Origin of the sequence: Nonomuraea sp. NPDC059023 (assembly GCF_042740095.1) — a bacterium.
Classification (GTDB): domain Bacteria; phylum Actinomycetota; class Actinomycetes; order Streptosporangiales; family Streptosporangiaceae; genus Nonomuraea.
This window is the reverse complement of the sequence record NZ_JBHYIO010000023.1, coordinates 61,024-75,988: the sequence shown is the minus strand read 5'-3', so window position 1 is coordinate 75,988 and position 14,965 is coordinate 61,024. Positions and strand designations below refer to the sequence as shown.

15 protein-coding genes are annotated in these 14,965 nt (G+C 70.3%); 6 read left to right on the top strand and 9 right to left on the bottom strand.

The genetic code is table 11. The features are described 5' to 3' along the window. Positions 1-52: 52 nt before the first annotated feature. The 5 genes from ACFWYW_RS33985 to ACFWYW_RS33965 all read right to left on the bottom strand — a co-directional run bounded on the left by ACFWYW_RS33985 (position 53) and on the right by ACFWYW_RS33965 (position 4,011). Positions 53-703, bottom strand: a complete 651-nt coding sequence (locus ACFWYW_RS33985) for a DUF2461 domain-containing protein (RefSeq protein WP_379612457.1) — start codon at positions 701-703, stop codon at positions 53-55. A gap of 30 nt (positions 704-733) precedes the next feature. Then, a complete protein-coding gene (locus tag ACFWYW_RS33980; RefSeq protein ID WP_379612458.1) occupies positions 734-2,242 on the bottom strand; it encodes a helicase HerA-like domain-containing protein in 1,509 nt (502 codons plus the stop codon). Next, positions 2,239-2,997: a polysaccharide deacetylase family protein gene (locus tag ACFWYW_RS33975; RefSeq protein ID WP_379612459.1), complete on the bottom strand. Its 759-nt coding sequence runs from the start codon at positions 2,995-2,997 to the stop codon at positions 2,239-2,241. The genes ACFWYW_RS33980 and ACFWYW_RS33975 overlap by 4 nt, the downstream gene beginning before the upstream one ends. A gap of 57 nt (positions 2,998-3,054) precedes the next feature. After that, positions 3,055-3,360 carry a hypothetical protein gene (locus ACFWYW_RS33970; RefSeq protein ID WP_379612460.1) on the bottom strand — a complete coding sequence of 102 codons (306 nt, stop codon included), beginning with the start codon at positions 3,358-3,360 and terminating at the stop codon, positions 3,055-3,057. Between the two features lie 75 nt (positions 3,361-3,435). Continuing rightward, entirely contained in the window at positions 3,436-4,011 is a 576-nt protein-coding gene (locus tag ACFWYW_RS33965; protein ID WP_379612461.1) for a helix-turn-helix domain-containing protein, read from the bottom strand. Between the two features lie 88 nt (positions 4,012-4,099). Here ACFWYW_RS33965 and ACFWYW_RS33960 point away from each other — a divergent pair, with 88 nt between their 5' ends. Together ACFWYW_RS33960 and ACFWYW_RS33955 are read left to right on the top strand one after the other, a co-directional pair. Further along, the gene (locus ACFWYW_RS33960; protein ID WP_379612462.1) at positions 4,100-4,933 is read left to right on the top strand and encodes an EamA family transporter; all 834 of its coding nucleotides are present in this window, start codon (positions 4,100-4,102) and stop codon (positions 4,931-4,933) included. 28 nt (positions 4,934-4,961) lie between these two features. Next, a complete protein-coding gene (locus ACFWYW_RS33955; RefSeq protein WP_379612463.1) occupies positions 4,962-5,918 on the top strand; it encodes an anti-sigma factor RsbA family regulatory protein in 957 nt (318 codons plus the stop codon). On the opposite strand, the gene ACFWYW_RS33950 is transcribed toward ACFWYW_RS33955, so the two are convergent. Next, a complete protein-coding gene (locus ACFWYW_RS33950; RefSeq protein WP_379612464.1) occupies positions 5,895-6,479 on the bottom strand; it encodes a sigma-70 family RNA polymerase sigma factor in 585 nt (194 codons plus the stop codon). The two genes, ACFWYW_RS33955 and ACFWYW_RS33950, sit on opposite strands and share 24 nt — an antisense overlap. Positions 6,480-6,724: 245 nt before the next feature. Here ACFWYW_RS33950 and ACFWYW_RS33945 point away from each other — a divergent pair, with 245 nt between their 5' ends. Beyond that, positions 6,725-7,798, top strand: coding sequence for a PLP-dependent cysteine synthase family protein (locus ACFWYW_RS33945; protein WP_379612465.1), 1,074 nt, complete (start codon positions 6,725-6,727; stop codon positions 7,796-7,798). Here ACFWYW_RS33945 and ACFWYW_RS33940 read toward each other — a convergent pair. Then, positions 7,795-8,766: an ABC transporter substrate-binding protein gene (locus tag ACFWYW_RS33940; RefSeq protein WP_379612466.1), complete on the bottom strand. Its 972-nt coding sequence runs from the start codon at positions 8,764-8,766 to the stop codon at positions 7,795-7,797. The two genes, ACFWYW_RS33945 and ACFWYW_RS33940, sit on opposite strands and share 4 nt — an antisense overlap. A 95-nt stretch (positions 8,767-8,861) precedes the next feature. On the opposite strand from ACFWYW_RS33940, the gene ACFWYW_RS33935 reads away from it, so the two are divergent. Genes ACFWYW_RS33935 through ACFWYW_RS33925 form a run of 3 tightly spaced genes read left to right on the top strand, consistent with a single transcriptional unit; the run spans position 8,862 to position 11,721 of the window. Further along, positions 8,862-9,893, top strand: coding sequence for a FecCD family ABC transporter permease (locus ACFWYW_RS33935; RefSeq protein WP_379612467.1), 1,032 nt, complete (start codon positions 8,862-8,864; stop codon positions 9,891-9,893). After that, positions 9,890-10,942, top strand: coding sequence for a FecCD family ABC transporter permease (locus tag ACFWYW_RS33930; RefSeq protein ID WP_379612468.1), 1,053 nt, complete (start codon positions 9,890-9,892; stop codon positions 10,940-10,942). The genes ACFWYW_RS33935 and ACFWYW_RS33930 overlap by 4 nt, the downstream gene beginning before the upstream one ends. Next, a complete protein-coding gene (locus ACFWYW_RS33925; protein ID WP_379612469.1) occupies positions 10,939-11,721 on the top strand; it encodes an ABC transporter ATP-binding protein in 783 nt (260 codons plus the stop codon). Before ACFWYW_RS33930 ends, ACFWYW_RS33925 begins: the two co-directional genes overlap by 4 nt. A 58-nt stretch (positions 11,722-11,779) precedes the next feature. Here the strand turns inward: ACFWYW_RS33925 and ACFWYW_RS33920 are convergent, their stop codons facing one another. After that, the gene (locus tag ACFWYW_RS33920) at positions 11,780-13,450 is read right to left on the bottom strand and encodes a tetratricopeptide repeat protein (protein ID WP_379612470.1); all 1,671 of its coding nucleotides are present in this window, start codon (positions 13,448-13,450) and stop codon (positions 11,780-11,782) included. A 335-nt stretch (positions 13,451-13,785) separates the two neighbouring features. Then, the gene (gene ftsY, locus ACFWYW_RS33915) at positions 13,786-14,958 is read right to left on the bottom strand and encodes a signal recognition particle-docking protein FtsY (RefSeq protein WP_379612471.1); all 1,173 of its coding nucleotides are present in this window, start codon (positions 14,956-14,958) and stop codon (positions 13,786-13,788) included. Positions 14,959-14,965: the final 7 nt, after the last annotated feature.

Here is a 14,965-nt window from a genome sequence, read left to right as displayed (position 1 = left end):
TGCAACGGTACCGGTGCCGCAACCCCGGCCGGGACGGAGCGGCCCAAAGCTCTCAGCGGCGAGGCAGCTCGGAGCCGCGTACGTGTGTGGACAGCCACTCCACCAGCGGCCCGAACTCCCGCCAGGCCGCGCGGACCCGGGACTCGACCTCCGGCGTGTGGACCCACGGCTCCGGCTCGGCCCGCACGCCGGCGTAGATGGAGCGGTGGCGCAGCAGGTCGAGGCGCGGATGGTCCTCGGGGACGCCGCGCGGGCGGGTCTTCAGGCGGTCGCCGCGGATCTCGTAGCCCCGGGCCTGCAGGTCCGCGACGATCCTGGTCAGGGGCTTGCCGGACAGGTCGGCGGAGACGGCCTCGCGGTAGCGGGCCACCTGGTCGGCGGCCTGCGTGTAGATGCCGCCCGCCAGGAACAGCCCGGCGGCGCTGACCTCGACATAGAGGCCGATGCCCGGCTGGGTGTCGATGAAGGCGCCCTGGTGGGTCTTGTACGGGGACTTGTCCTTGGCGAAGCGCACGTCGCGATAGGGCCGGAACAGCTGGGCCGCCCCGAACTCCGGGCCCAGCGCGTCGGTCAGGGCGAGCATCGGCGCCCTGACCGCGTCTTCGTAGAGGTGCTTGTGGCGGGTGAAGTACGCCTTGGAGTTGTCCGCCTCAAGGCCCTCGAAAAAGATGAACGCCTCGTCGGGGAAGCCGGTGAAACCCATGCCGACCAGGGTGCCAGACCTGACCGACAGTCAGCGGCGGCGGCGGGCCGTACCGAAGATGGATCTGCTGATCTCGCGCCCGAGCGAGCTGGCGGCGGAGCGGGCGAACGACTTGAAGACGGACGAACCAAGCACGCTTTCCAGCAGCGTGGGTTCGGCGGAGCGCGGAGGCTCCACCGGCCGCTCAACCTCGGGCGGAGCCTCAGGTGGGGGGATCACTTTCGCGGCCAGGATCTCGTAGGCCGAGTCGCGGTCGATGGCCTGCGCGTACTTGGGACGCAGCGGCGAGGCGGCGATCACGCCCTGCACCACGGCCGCGTCGGCGGGCGCCATGCGCGAGCCCGGGGCCCGCATCCGGGTCCAGGCCACCGGCGTCGGGATGCCCTTCTCCGACAGCACGGTCACGACCGCCTCGCCGATCCCGAGCTGCGTGAGCACCTCCTCCAGGTCGTAGGAGGAGTTGGGGAAGGTGGACACGGTCGCCTTCAGCGCCTTGGCGTCCTGCGGGGTGAAGGCCCGCAGCGCGTGCTGGACCCGGGCGCCGAGCTGCGCGAGCACGTCGGCCGGCACGTCTTTGGGCGTCTGCGTGACGAAGAACACGCCGATCCCCTTGGAGCGGATCAGCCGCACGGTCTGCGTGATCGAGCGCAGGAACGCCTTGGAGGCGTCGCTGAACAGCAGGTGCGCCTCGTCGAAGAAGAAGACCAGGCGCGGCTTGTCCGGGTCGCCCACCTCGGGCATGCCGCTGAACAGGTCGGCCAGCAGCCACATCAGGAAGGTCGAGAACATCGCCGGACGATCCTGTACGGCCGGCAGCTCCAGGATCGACACCATCCCCCGCCCGTCCGGCATCACCCGCAGCAGGTCGGCGGTGTCGAACTCGGGCTCGCCGAAGAACTGGTCGGCCCCTTCGGCGGCGAAGTTCACCAGCGCCCGCAGGATCACCCCTGCGGTCTGCTTGGACAGCCCGCCCACGCCCTTGAGCGCGTCGGGGTTGTCGAGCAGGTACTGGATGACCGCCCGCAGGTCCTTGAGGTCGAGCAGCGGCAGCCCGGCCTGGTCGGCGAAGTGGAAGATGAGCCCGAGCGAGGACTCCTGGGTGTCGTTGAGCCCGAGCACCTTCGACAGCAGGGTGGGCCCGAAGGCGGTCATGGTGGCGCGCAGCGGGATGCCCTCGCCGATGCCGCCGAGCGCGTAGAACTCGGTGGGGCAGGCCTGCGGCGACCAGATCTGGCCGATGCCGGCGGTGCGTTCCATGAGCTTGTCGGACGGGTCGCCGGGCTGGGCCATGCCGGACAGGTCGCCCTTGATGTCGGCCAGGAACACCGGTACGCCGGCGGCCGACAACTGCTCGGCGATGACCTGCAGCGTCTTGGTCTTGCCCGTGCCGGTGGCGCCGGCGACCAGGCCGTGGCGGTTGAGCATGCGCAGCGGCAGGCGTACCTGGGCGTCGGGGCGGCCGGCGCCGTCCACGACCAGGGCGCCGAGGTCGATGGTGGGCTCGTCGAAGGTGTAGCCCCTGATGATGTCGTCGATCATCGTTCGGTGTACTTCCTGCCTGGTGCCGGCGGCTTGCCGTACAGCTCGGACACGGTGACGAACGCGAAGCCCCTGCCCGCGAACACGTCGAGGATCTTGGGCATGGCGTCGACCGTGGTGCGGTGGATGTCGTGCATGAGGATGATCGATCCGGGTTTCGCCTGGACGGCGCGCCTGGCCACGATCGAGGCGCTGCGGTCGCGCCAGTCGAGCGTGTCGACGTTCCAGAGGATCTGGGCCAGTCCCTCGCGCCGGGTCGCGGCGGCCACCGAGGCGTCGGTCGACCCGTACGGCGGCCGCATGAGCGTCATCCGCACCCCGGTCTCCCGCTCGACCACGTCCTGGGTGTGCTTGAGCTGATAGCGCAGCCCGGACTCCGACAGCGTGGTGAGCTGCTCGTGGCTCCAGGAGTGGTTGCCGAGCTCGTGCCCGTCGTCGACCATGCGGCGCAGGTTGCCCTGCCTGTCGGCGGCGACCATCTGGCCGACGACGAAGAAGGTCGCCTTGGCGGCGTGCCTGCGCAGCATGCCGAGCAGCCGGGCGGTGTGGTCGCCCGGTCCGTCGTCGAAGGTCAGCGCGACGCACTTGGCCTTCTTGCAGTCGATCCGGCGTCTGCCCGGCCAGTCGAGCTGCATGGAGGTCAGCTGCCTGGCCAGGACGCCCGGGTCGACGGGGTCAGGGTCCGGCGGCCGCATCGGCAGCACCGACGCGACCCCGGCCATCGGTTGGACGTGCGCGCACCCTGCCGTCAGCATCAGCGCCAACGGCCACCCCCACCAGCGCATATTCCCCCCGGAATCGCGACGGGGGCGCTATGGGTAATCGCCGGCCGAGTCCCCCCGCAATTCCTTGGCCAGTTCTTCCCACCAGGCTGGGACATCGGCCTGCAGTTCCGCATAGCGACGCGCCACTCTTATGGCACATCCAACCGGATCCGTACCCAAATGCCGACGTTTCACCGCTCCTTCCTGCCAGCGGTAAAAACCATCCCTGAATCGCACGACCAAGCCGATCCATACCGACAGGGTCGCGTCGTCGCCCACGTCGTACGCCGTGGTCACACCGAGACTTTGCAGTTCCCCGCGGAGCTTCTCAGTGGCAGCACGGGCCTCACTCACGCATACCTCCTGTTGACCCACCGCCCCTCGGAGTAATCATGGAACTCCGGGCCGTCATCCGGAAGGTGTTCGCCGTTATTGGTCGTGAACGACTCGCGGCTCGGCCACGACCATGATCATTCTGACCTCTTCCGTGCCGTCGTTGGCATAGCGGTGGGGCCGGTCGGCGGTGAACAGGGCGGCGTCGTCGGTGCCCACGCGGTGGCTCTTGCCGTACACGGTGAGGGTCAGCTCGCCCCGCAGGACGGTGATCATCTCGCGGGTGCCCGGCGGGTGGGCGTCGCCGTCGTGGTGCTCGCCGGGGGCCAGCCGCCAGTCCCACAGCTCCAGGATCATCGGCTCGTCGGCGCCGACCAGCAGCATGGCGCGCGAGGCGCCCATCTCGAAGTTGACCACGTCGGCCTTGTCGATGATGCGCACGACCGGGACGTCGGCCACCTCGACCAGCCGCGCCACGGTGACGCCGAGCGCGGAGGCGATCCGGGTGAGCGTGGAGACGCTGGGATTGGTCCTGGCCTGTTCGACCTGGACCAGCATGCCTCTGCTCACACCCGAGCGGGCGGCCAGCGCGTCGAGCGTCAGGCCCCGGTGGGCCCGCTGCGCCCGCACGTTGTTCGCGATGGCCGCGGTGATCGTCTCCGGATCTTCCATGCGGTGCAGTCTAGTGAACAAAATGTCTAGTCTGTAGCACTCCATGTACTGTACTAATAGTTCAACCGAGTGAACTGGAGAGTGTGACGTGACTGCGGTGATCCTCGCGACCGTCTGCGCGGTGGTGTACGGCACGGCCGACTTCTGCGGCGGGCTGGCCACGCGACGATCGCGCGTGCTGTCGGTGGTGGCGCTCTCACAGATCGCCGGCCTGGTCCTGATCCTCGCCCTGCTCCCGCTGCTGCCCGGCCTGTTCGACCAGAGGGCGCTGTGGTGGGGCATGGGCGCGGGCGTCGCGGGCGCGGCCGGGCTGGTGCTGTTCTACCGCGCGCTGGCCACCGGGACGATGTCGGTGGTCGCGCCGACCACGGCGGTCACCTCCGCCACCCTGCCGGTGGTCTTCGGCCTGGTGACCGGCGAGCGGCCGGCGCCGCAGGCCCTGATCGGCATCGTCCTGGCGCTGGCCGCGGTGATGCTGGTCAGCCAGGACCCGACGGCGGACAAGCGCGGCTCGCTCGGATCGGTGCTGATCGCCCTGGCCGCCGGGGCGGGCTTCGGCGGCTTCTTCATCCTGCTCGACCTGTCCCCCGACGGCACCGGGCTGTGGCCGCTGGTCGGCGCCAGAATCTCCTCGGTGACGCTGGTCGTGCTGCTGGCCGTCGTCGCGCGGCGCTCGCTCAGGCCCACCGGCGGCTCGCTGCGCATCATCGCGCTGGCCGGCCTGCTCGACATGGCGGCCAACGTGCTGTTCCTGCTGGCCAAGCAGGAGGGCATGCTCAGCCTGGTCGCCGTGCTGGTCTCGCTCTACCCGGCCAGCACGCTCCTGCTGGCCAGATACGTGCTGGGCGAGCGGCTGCACACCATCCAGGTGGCGGGTGTCGCCTGCGCGCTCGGGGCGGTCGCGCTCATAGCCGTTGCGTAGCCCACCGGCCGCTTGCTACGTTTCGGCCGTGCACCCCGCGCGGGCACAGGCCGACCACGAGTCGCTACGGCACATAGGGATGCCCTACGACTCCGATGAGGGCTTCCTCCGCCTCGTCCTGCCCCGCGTACGCGCCGCACTCCACGAGGGCCGCCGGGTGCTCGCGGTCACCTGCTCGCGCAAGCTGCAGCTCCTGGCCGACGCGCTGGACCGCGACGCCGGCCGGATCGACAGAAGGATCGCCGCCTCCTGGTACGCGCATCCGCAGCGGACGCTGGCCGCCTACCACGAGTACGCCAGAGACCTCCCGACACTGATCGTCGGCGAGCCCAGCTGGCAGGGCAGGACCGAGCGGGAGATCCGCGAGTGGATCCGCTACGAATCGGTGCTCAACGCCGCGCTCGGCGCCGCGCCCGCGATCGTCGTCTGCCTCTACGACCTGCGCACCACGCCCACCGCCGCGCTCGACTACCGCGCCGTCACCCACCCGTTCCTGGCCGGACTGAACGGCGAGGCCGTCAGCGAGGCCTTCGTCGAGCCCCACGACCTGATCCTGGACGGCGACCGCCACCCGCTGCCCGACCCCACGGGCCAGGTCACCTCGGTCGGCTTCACCGCCCACGAGCTCAAACGCTTCAGGCAGGCCGTGGCCGACTACGCCAGGGCGGCGGGGATGGAGCGCAACCTGGTCTCCTCGCTCGTGCTCAGCGTCTCGGAGATCGCGGCCAACTGCGTCGAGCACGGCGCGGGCCACGGCATGATCAGGATGTGGGTGACGGGCAGGGAACTGGTCTGCGAGATCGCCGACCCGGGCGGCGTCCTGGACGACCCGTTACCCGGCTATATACCACCTGAGCCCGAATCCCCTCGGGGATACGGGCTCTGGATCAGTCGTCAGCTCTGCGATCTGGTGGAGATGCGGGACGATGCCGGAACGCTCCGGGTCCGCCTCCACCTGGGCCTAGGCGGCCCGCTGGGCGGGTAGGCGCACGGCGCCTTCCTCGACCGCGTACTCCTCCAGCATGGTGCGCAGCTGCTTGCGGCCGCGGTGCAGCCGGGACATCACGGTGCCGATGGGGGTGCCCATCCGGTCGGCGATCTCCTTGTAGGCGAAGCCCTCGACGTCGGCCAGGTAGACGGCGACGCGGAAGTCCTCGGGCAGTGCGCGCAGCGCGTTCATCACGCTGCTGTCGGGCAGGCGCTCCAGGGCCTCGGTCTCGGCGGACTTCAGGCCGGTGGAGCTGTGCGACTCCGCCGCGTGCAGCTGCCAGTCCTCGACCTCCTCGGCGGCCGAGAGCTTGGGCGAACGCTGCTTCTTGCGGTAGTCGTTGATGAAGTTGTTGGTGAGGATGCGGTGCAGCCACGCCTTGAGGTTGGTGCCCTCGCGGAACTGGTGGTAGGACGTGTACGCCTTCGCCACGGTCTCCTGGACGAGGTCCTCCGCGTCGGCGGTGTTGCGCGTGAGGCGCATCGCGGAGGCGAACAGCTGCGAGGTCACGGGCACGACATCGCGCTCGAACCAATCCTGACGCTGCTCTTCGGTCATCGTGATCAAATCATTCCCCCTTGCTATCCCCCGTCTCGGCACGAGCCGCCAGACAGCAGCTCCATGCTCGCAAAACCCCCGTAAGGGCCGCGTTAACCGGTTCTGCCTGGTCAGGGAGGTGAACAGTCCTACTGCTCGCGGCGTGCGTAGTCACGTCCACGGCCGGACTAGTCTCATTATCGTAACACTATCCACCCATTTCCGCAGATAAAGTGGCCAGAGTCACATGAGATAGCGTATGGACCATGGACTTCGTCGACCGCCACGACTCCGGCGCCCGGCATTGGGTTGCCGAGGCCGTCCGGAGAGTCGAAGCCGATACCAATCGCAGCAGTGACACCCATCTCCACGTCTTTCCGCTGCCCGCGCGCTGGGGCGTAAACCTTTATATGAAAGACGAGTCGGTGCACCCTACAGGTTCACTCAAACACCGGCTCGCTCGTTCCTTGTTCCTGTACGGCCTCGCCAACGGCTGGATCGGCCCCGGGACCACCATCGTGGAGGCCTCCAGCGGCTCCACCGCGGTCAGCGAGGCCTACTTCGCCCGCCTGATCGGCCTGCCGTTCATCGCCGTGATGCCGGCGGCCACCTCCCCGGAGAAGATCGCCCTCATCGAGTTCTACGGCGGCAAGTGCCACCTGGTCGACCAGCCGTCGGCGATCTACGAGGAGTCGCGCCGCCTGGCCGCCGAGACCGGCGGCCACTTCATGGACCAGTTCACCTACGCCGAGCGGGCCACCGACTGGCGCGGCAACAACAACATCGCCGAGTCGATCTTCGGCCAGCTCGCCCTGGAGCCGCATCCCGAGCCCACCTGGATCGTGGTCGGCGCGGGCACCGGCGGCACCTCGGCCACGATCGGCCGCTACATCCGCTACCGCCGCCACCACACCCGCCTGGCCGTCGCCGACCCGGAGGGCTCGGCCTTCTACCCGGCCTGGGCCGAGCGTGACTGGACGACCACCGCGAGCGGCTCGCGCATCGAGGGCATCGGCCGTCCGAGGGTGGAACCGTCGTTCCAGCCGGACGTGATCGACCGCATGATCCACGTGCCCGACGCCCGCTCGGTCGCCGGGATGCGGTGGGTGCGGGAGGTCACCGGCCGTCCGGTCGGCGCCTCCACCGGCACCAACATCGCCGCCTGCGTCGATCTCATCGAGGAGATGCGCGCCGAGGGCGACCAGGGCAGCGTCGTGACGCTGATCTGCGACGGCGCCGAGCGCTACGCCGGCACCTACGGCGACGACGCCTGGCTGGAGGCCCAGGGCCTGGACATCCAGCCGCATCTGTCCGAGCTGCGCGCCTTCCTCGGCGTTTAGGCGCCCTTCGCGGGGTCCACGGAGAAGAACTTCGCCAGGTCGTCCAGGATCGCGTGCGCGCCCTGGATGCCGACGGCGCTCATCCACGTGAGGTCGGCGACGTCGTGCTTGGCGCCCTTGAGCTTGTTCCACAGCGGGTTGGTGACGAACTTCTGCTTCGGCGCGTCGGCCGTCGGGTCGGCGTAGGTGGAGACGAAGATGTGGTCGGCGTCCAGCTCGGCGATGCGCTCCTGGCTGATCGGGACCATGATCTGGTTCGGGTCCTTCGGCTGGTCGGTGGGACGCGGGAAGCCCACGTCCTTCAGCACGACACCGGAGTAGGAGTTCTCCACGTAGAGCCGGACCGTGGGCTCGCCGGCGAAGCGGACCACGGCGACGGTGGGCAGCTTGCCCTCCTTCTCCTTGATCCCCGCGCCGATCTTGCCCGCGCGCTCCTCGAACTTCTTGAGCGTCTCCTCGGCCAGCGCCTCCTTGCCCAGGGCCTGGCCCATGAGGACGAGGTTCTGCTTCCAGATCGCGCCGGTGGTCTCGCTGAAGACGGTCGGGGCGATCTTGGCGAGCTTGTCGTACAGGTCCTTGTGCCGGACCTTCGCCGAGACGATCAGGTCGGGCTTGAGCGCCATGATCTTCTCGAGGCTGGGCTGCTCCAGCGTGCCGACCGAGGTGGCCTCCTTGCCGTACTCGGCCGATACGGCGCCCAGGTAGTCGGGCAGCTTGTCCTCGATCGCCCGGTAGCTCGTGTAGCCGACGACCGGCGTCTGCAACGTGAGGACCGCGTCGACGAAGCTCTGGTCGAGGGCGACCACGCGCTTCGGCTGCGTGGGGATCTTCGTCTCGCCCATGGCGTGCTTGATGACGCGGAAGGGCGCCTGCGCGCTCTCGGCGGCCTTGGGGGCCGCGGCCTGGCCACCGCACGCCGCCAGTCCCATCGCGAGTACGGCTACCGCGACCGCACGGAACGCTCTCATGTTGTCCCTCTCCCAATAAGGCAACCCTAAATTAGGTTAGCCCTGCCTAAGCTGGCATACTTCACCAGGATCGGGCAAATGAGTAGGAGGAAGGCATGGTGGCAACCACCGCCGTGAAGCTTCCCCAACTCCGTCACCGCCGCCTGACCTGGCTGATCGGGCTCACGGGGGTACTCGTGCTCGCGATCGTCCTGAGCATTACCATCGGCGCCAAGGCGGTGCCGCTCACCGACGCCTGGCACGCGCTGACCTCGCCCACCGGCACCGAGAGCGACATCATCATCCGCTCGCTGCGCCTGCCCCGCACCGCCCTCGGCATCCTGGCCGGGATCGCGCTCGGCGTCGCCGGGGCGCTCATGCAGGGCCACACCCGCAACCCGCTCGCCGATCCCGGACTGCTCGGCGTCACCCAGGGCGCCGCCTTCGCCATGGTCGCCTCGATCATCTTCCTGGGCGCCACCAGCCTGCTCGGCTTCATCTGGTTCGGCCTGGCCGGCGCGCTCGTCGCCAGCGTCGGCGTCTTCGCCCTCGGCATGGTCGGCGGGCGCGGCGGCCCCACCCCGGTCACCCTGGCCCTGGCCGGCACCGCCGTCAGCGCCTTCCTCTACGCGCTCACCTCGGCGATGGTCCTGCTCGACGAGCAGGCCATGGACGTCTTCCGCTTCTGGCAGTCCGGCTCCATCGCCGCCCGGGGCACCGAGGTGATCTGGCAGGTGCTGCCGTTCGTCGCGGCCGGGCTGCTCCTGGCCCTGTTCAACGCCTCCGGCCTCAACGCCCTGTCACTCGGCGAGGACGTGGCCCGCAGCCTCGGCCAGAACATCGCCCTCACCCGGGCCGTCGGCGTCGCCTCGGTCACGCTGCTGACCGGCGCCGCCGTCGCCGCGTGTGGCTCGCTGTCGTTCATCGGCCTGATCGTGCCGCACCTGGCCCGCCGCGTGTCCGGGACCGACCATCGGTGGCTGCTGCCGTACTCCGGGCTGATCGGCGCCGCGCTCCTGCTGCTCGGCGACGTGATCGGCCGCGTCGTCGCACCGCCCGGCGAGCTCGAGGTCGGCGTGGTGCTCGCGCTGCTCGGCGCGCCCTTCTTCGTGGCGCTGGTCCGCCGCAGGAAGCCGGTGCGGCTGTGACCTCCTACGCGTTGAGACTCGCGGGCCTGTCCTGGCAGGTACGGCTGCGCGGCGTCGCCGTCACGTTCGGCGGCCTGATCCTCCTGGTGCTGCTGATGGCGCTGAACATGCGCATCGGCGATTTGCCCATGACCGTTCAGGAGGTGTTCAGGGACACCTTCGACGCCTCCAGCCCCGCCCACTTCGTCATCATGGAACTGCGCCTGCCCAGGGCGCTGACCGGCGCGCTGGTCGGTGCGGCCCTGGCCCTGTCCGGCGCGATCATCCAGTCGATCGCCCGCAACCCGCTGGCCAGCCCCGAGATCCTCGGTGTCACCACCGGCGCCTCGGTCACCGTGGTCGCCGGAGTGGTGGTCAGCGGCGGCGTTCACGGCGGGGTCAGCGGGCTGCTGTCCAGCGTGGGCATGCCGGTGCTCGCCCTGCTGGGCGGCCTGATCGGCGCCGTGATCGTCTACGGCCTGGCCTGGCGGCGCGGCCTCGACGGCTACCGCCTCGTCCTGGTCGGCATCGGCGTGGCCGCGGTCTTCACCAACGTCAAGTACTGGCTGATGACCATCGGCGACGTCAACGACACCGCCCAGGCGATGGTGTGGATCAGCGGCTCGCTCAACGGCCGCGGCTGGGAGCACGTGATCCCGGTCGCGCTGGCGCTGGCCGTCCTGATCCCGCTGACCCTGCTCGGCACCCGCTCGCTCAACGCCCTGCGCTTCTCCGACGACACCGTCACCGCGCTCGGCGTGCGCATGAACCTGTCCAGGGCCCTGATGATCCTGGCCGCGGTGCTGCTGGCGGCCGTGGCCACCGCCTCGGCCGGCCCCGTGGCCTTCGTCGCGCTGGCCTCCCCGCAGATCGCGCTGCGGCTGATCCGCTCGGCCCAGCCGCCGCTGCTGTCGTCGGCGATCGTCGGCGCCGTGCTCACCGCCGGCGCCGACCTGCTCGCTCGCACCGCCTTCTCCCCCATCGAACTGCCGGTCGGTGTCGTCACGGCCGTGCTCGGCGCACCGTATCTGATCTACCTTCTGATCCGCATCCGTAAGGGGCGCACATGAGACTGCAGGCCGTAGACGTCAAACTTGGTTACGGCGACCGCGTCATCGTGGACGGGCTCGACCTCGGAGTCGAGGCCGGAACCGTGACCACGATCATCGGTCCCAACGGTTGCGGCAAGTCCACGCTGCTGCGCGCGCTCGGCCGCCTGCTCAAGCCGTCGGGCGGCGAGGTGCTGCTGGACGGCAAGAAGATCTCCACAATCGCCACCAAGGAGGTGGCGCGGATCCTCACCGTGCTGCCCCAGTCGCCCTCGGCCCCAGAAGGGCTCACCGTCGCCGACCTCGTGGCCAGGGGACGGCACCCGCACCAGACCTGGTACCGCCAGTGGTCCTCCGACGACGAGAAGGCCGTGGGCGTCGCGCTCAACATGACCGGCCTGTCCGACCTCGCCGAGCGACCTCTGGACGAGCTGTCCGGCGGGCAGCGGCAGCGGGCGTGGATCTCCATGGCGCTGGCCCAGGGCACCGACCTGCTGTTGCTGGACGAGCCGACGACCTTCCTCGACCTGGCCCATCAGGTGGAGGTGCTGGAGCTGGTGCGCGACCTGCACGCGCAGGCGGGCCGTACCATCGTGATGGTCCTGCACGACCTCAACCTGGCCGCCCGCTACGCCGACCGGCTCGTGGCGATGCGCGACGGCAGCGTGGTGGCGGCGGGCACGCCGCACGAGGTGCTGACCGAGGAGCTCATCCGGGAGGTCTTCGACCTGGACTCCAAGGTCATCACCGACCCTGTGGCCGGCACCCCGCTGGTCGTGCCCATCGGCTCGCACCGCTGACGCTCCGCCGGCTGGCCGCTTCACCGGCTGATCGCTTCGCCTGCTGTCGCTTCACCGGCTATCGGGCCATCTCGCGCCGGACGTCGGGGTCGTCCGGGTCCAGCCGCGCCGCCCGCTCCAGATCCGCCCGCGCCTCCCGTTCCCGTCCCGCCGCGCGCAGCGCCAGCGCCCGGTTGAACAGCAGATCCGCGCGTTCCCCCAGCTCCAGCGCGCGGGTCAGGTCCGCGACCGCCGCCTCGTGCGCGCCCTCCTCGAACGCCAGCCCGCCACGCCCCGCCCACGCCGCCGCCAGCCCGCCGTCCAGCGCCAGCGCGCCGTCGTAGGCCGCCCTGGCCGCCGCGCGCCGGCCCGCCGCCTGCTCGACCTGCCCCAGCACACACAGCAGGTACGGCTCCCGCGGCGTCAGCCGCAACCCCGCCTCCACGTCGGCCCGCGCCCCGCCCTGGTCGCCCTGGGCGGCCCGCAGCCCGGCCCGGTTGACGTAGCCGGGCGCGAAACCCGGATCGAGCTCCAGCGCGTAGTCGAGATCGGCCAGCGCTCCGGCCAGGTCGCCGCGCGCGTAGCGGACCTCGGCGCGGTTGTAGTACGGCTCGGGGAAAGGCGGGCTGACCCGCATCGCGCTCTCGTAGTCGGCGACCGCCTCGTCGAGACGCCCCAGCTTGTGGAGGAGTGTCCCGCGGTCGAGGTAGTAGTCGGGATAGCCGGGGTCGGCGGCGATCGCGGCGGCGTAGTCGGCCAGCGCCTCCCCAGTACGGCCCAGCACGCCGAGGAGCTGACCGCGATTGGCCCGCAGCACCAGCCGGTGGATCGGGTGCGCGTCCGGCGGCAGGTCGCGGTCGGCCAGCTCGATGGCCTGCTCGACCAGGGTGAGGGCGGCGGTCAGGCGGCCTCGCCGTACCTCGATGAGGGCTTTGCCGTTGAGGTCGAAGCCGAGGTGGAAGGCGCGCTCGCGGCGGTCGGGCAGCAGCGAGGTGATGGTGATCGCCTCGTTGATCCAGGCCAGCGCCTCCTCGGGGTCGCGCCGGCCGGGATCGTGGTGGCGGACGAACAGCATCGCGATCGAGCAGGCCACGGTGGCGCGGTGGCCGGGCTCGGTGGTGACGCGCCTGGCCCGCTCGTACAGGTCCCGGGCGGCGGGCTCGCGGCCGATCGCCTCCAGCGCGGCGGTGGTGCGGTGCAGCAGCGTCCACCAGCGTTCGGGGTCGTCATCGTGGGTGAGCACCTCCAGCTCGGCCAGCCCGGCCTCGGCCATGGCGTGGTGGAAGCCCTCGTCGCGGAAGCGGTCGTAGTCGGCGGCGAACGGCCCGCCGCCGGGCCGGCCCTCCACCTCGGTGATCACCAGCTCGGGCACGCGCCGCCGCAGCACCTCCACCAGCTGGACGTCGGTCGGGTCGGCCGCGGCCAGGTTCGCCACAGCGACGACCAGCGGCCCGGTCCTGGCCAGGTGGTCACGGACGAACTCGGCCAGCCCGTTGGCGATCCGCAGCGTACGCCCAGCGCCCGGGATCAGGATGCGCTGCTCACGGGGCAGGTCGTCGGCCAGCGACCCCCTGCCGCGCGGGACCCGCGGCGCGAGGTGCGGCGCCGCGGCCCTGATCTCGATGTCGTGGGCGGCCACCAGCTCGGGCCCGTACACGAGCGCCGCGGGCACGAGGGCGTCCAGGAGCGCCGCACCGAACGTGTAGGGGCCGCGGGGACGCCGGTCGGCGTCGATGGTCGGAAGGTTCACCAGGTCCTTTTCCAAGCCGAAGGGCGGCCCGCATCTCCCAGGAGAAGGAGACGGACCGCCCTTTTGAGATCAGTTCTTGTGCCGCGGCGCGTCGACGCCTGCAGGCTTGACTGTTCCCGGCTTGTGAACCACGACCTTTTTCATTCTTGCCCTTCCACTCCGCACACACCTCATGACGCGAACGTTCCGAATACGACCGCGATCTCTAGGTGACCGACTCATGTGAACACACGGCCGAGTCGGAGATCAAGACCTGCGGGGTAAGGGTCATTACCCACCAAATAAGGAGACGCTCCACGGAACCCCATGGAGCGTCCGAAAACCCACCAAAAGCCTCAGTCGTCACCCAAGATCGCGTCGACGAAGACCTCCGGATCGAACGGCGCCAGGTCGTCCGCCCCCTCGCCCAGGCCCACCAGCTTGACCGGCACGCCCAGCTCGCGCTGCACCGAGATCACGATGCCGCCCTTGGCCGTGCCGTCGAGCTTGGTCAGCGCGATGCCCGTGATGTTGACCACCTCGGCGAACACCTGGGCCTGCCGCATGCCGTTCTGGCCGGTCGTGGCGTCGAGCACGAGCAGGACCTCGTCGACCGTGGCCTTCTTCTCGATGACGCGCTTGACCTTGCCCAGCTCGTCCATGAGGCCGGTCTTGGTGTGCAGGCGGCCCGCGGTGTCGACGATCACGACGTCCGCCTTATCCGCCATGCCCTTGGCCGTCGCGTCGAAGGCGACCGACGCCGGGTCGCCGCCCTCGGGGCCGCGCACGACCTCGGCGCCCACCCGGTCGCCCCAGGTCTGCAACTGGTCGGCGGCGGCGGCGCGGAAGGTGTCGGCGGCGCCGAGCACGACCTTCTTGCCGTCGCCCACCAGCGAGCGGGCCAGCTTGCCGGTCGTGGTGGTCTTGCCGGTGCCGTTGACGCCGACCACGAGCACCACCGCGGGCCGTTCGCCGTGCTTGGCGATGTGCAGCGTGCGGTCCAGGTCGGGGTTGACCTGCGTCAGCAACTGCTCGCGCAGCAGACCGCGCACCTCGTGCGGCGTCCGGCTGCCGAGCACCTTGACCTTGGTCTTCAGCTCCTCGACCATCACCTGCGTCGGCGCGACGCCGACGTCGGCGGTGATCAGGCTCTCCTCGATCTCGTCCCACACCTCGTCGTCGAGACGGTCGCGGGACAGCAGCTCCAGCAGGCCGCGGCCGAACGCGCTCTGCGAGCGGGCCAGCCGCGAGCGCAGCCGCACCATGCGGCCGGCCGACGGCGGCGGCACCTCGACCTCGGGCTTGACCACGACCGCGGGAGCGGGCGGCGGAACGGTGGTCGTGGCGCCCTCGGACTCCTCACCACCCCCGGCCGGCCGCTTCTCCTTCTCCTCGGGAAGCGGGATCGTCGCCGGCGGCTCGACCGGCGGCGCGCCCTTGCCACCCGGCCTGAACAGCAGGAAGAGGCCGCCGGCCGCCAGCAGGGCGACGACGACCACGATCACGATGATGCCCAGGTAACCATCCACAACAAGT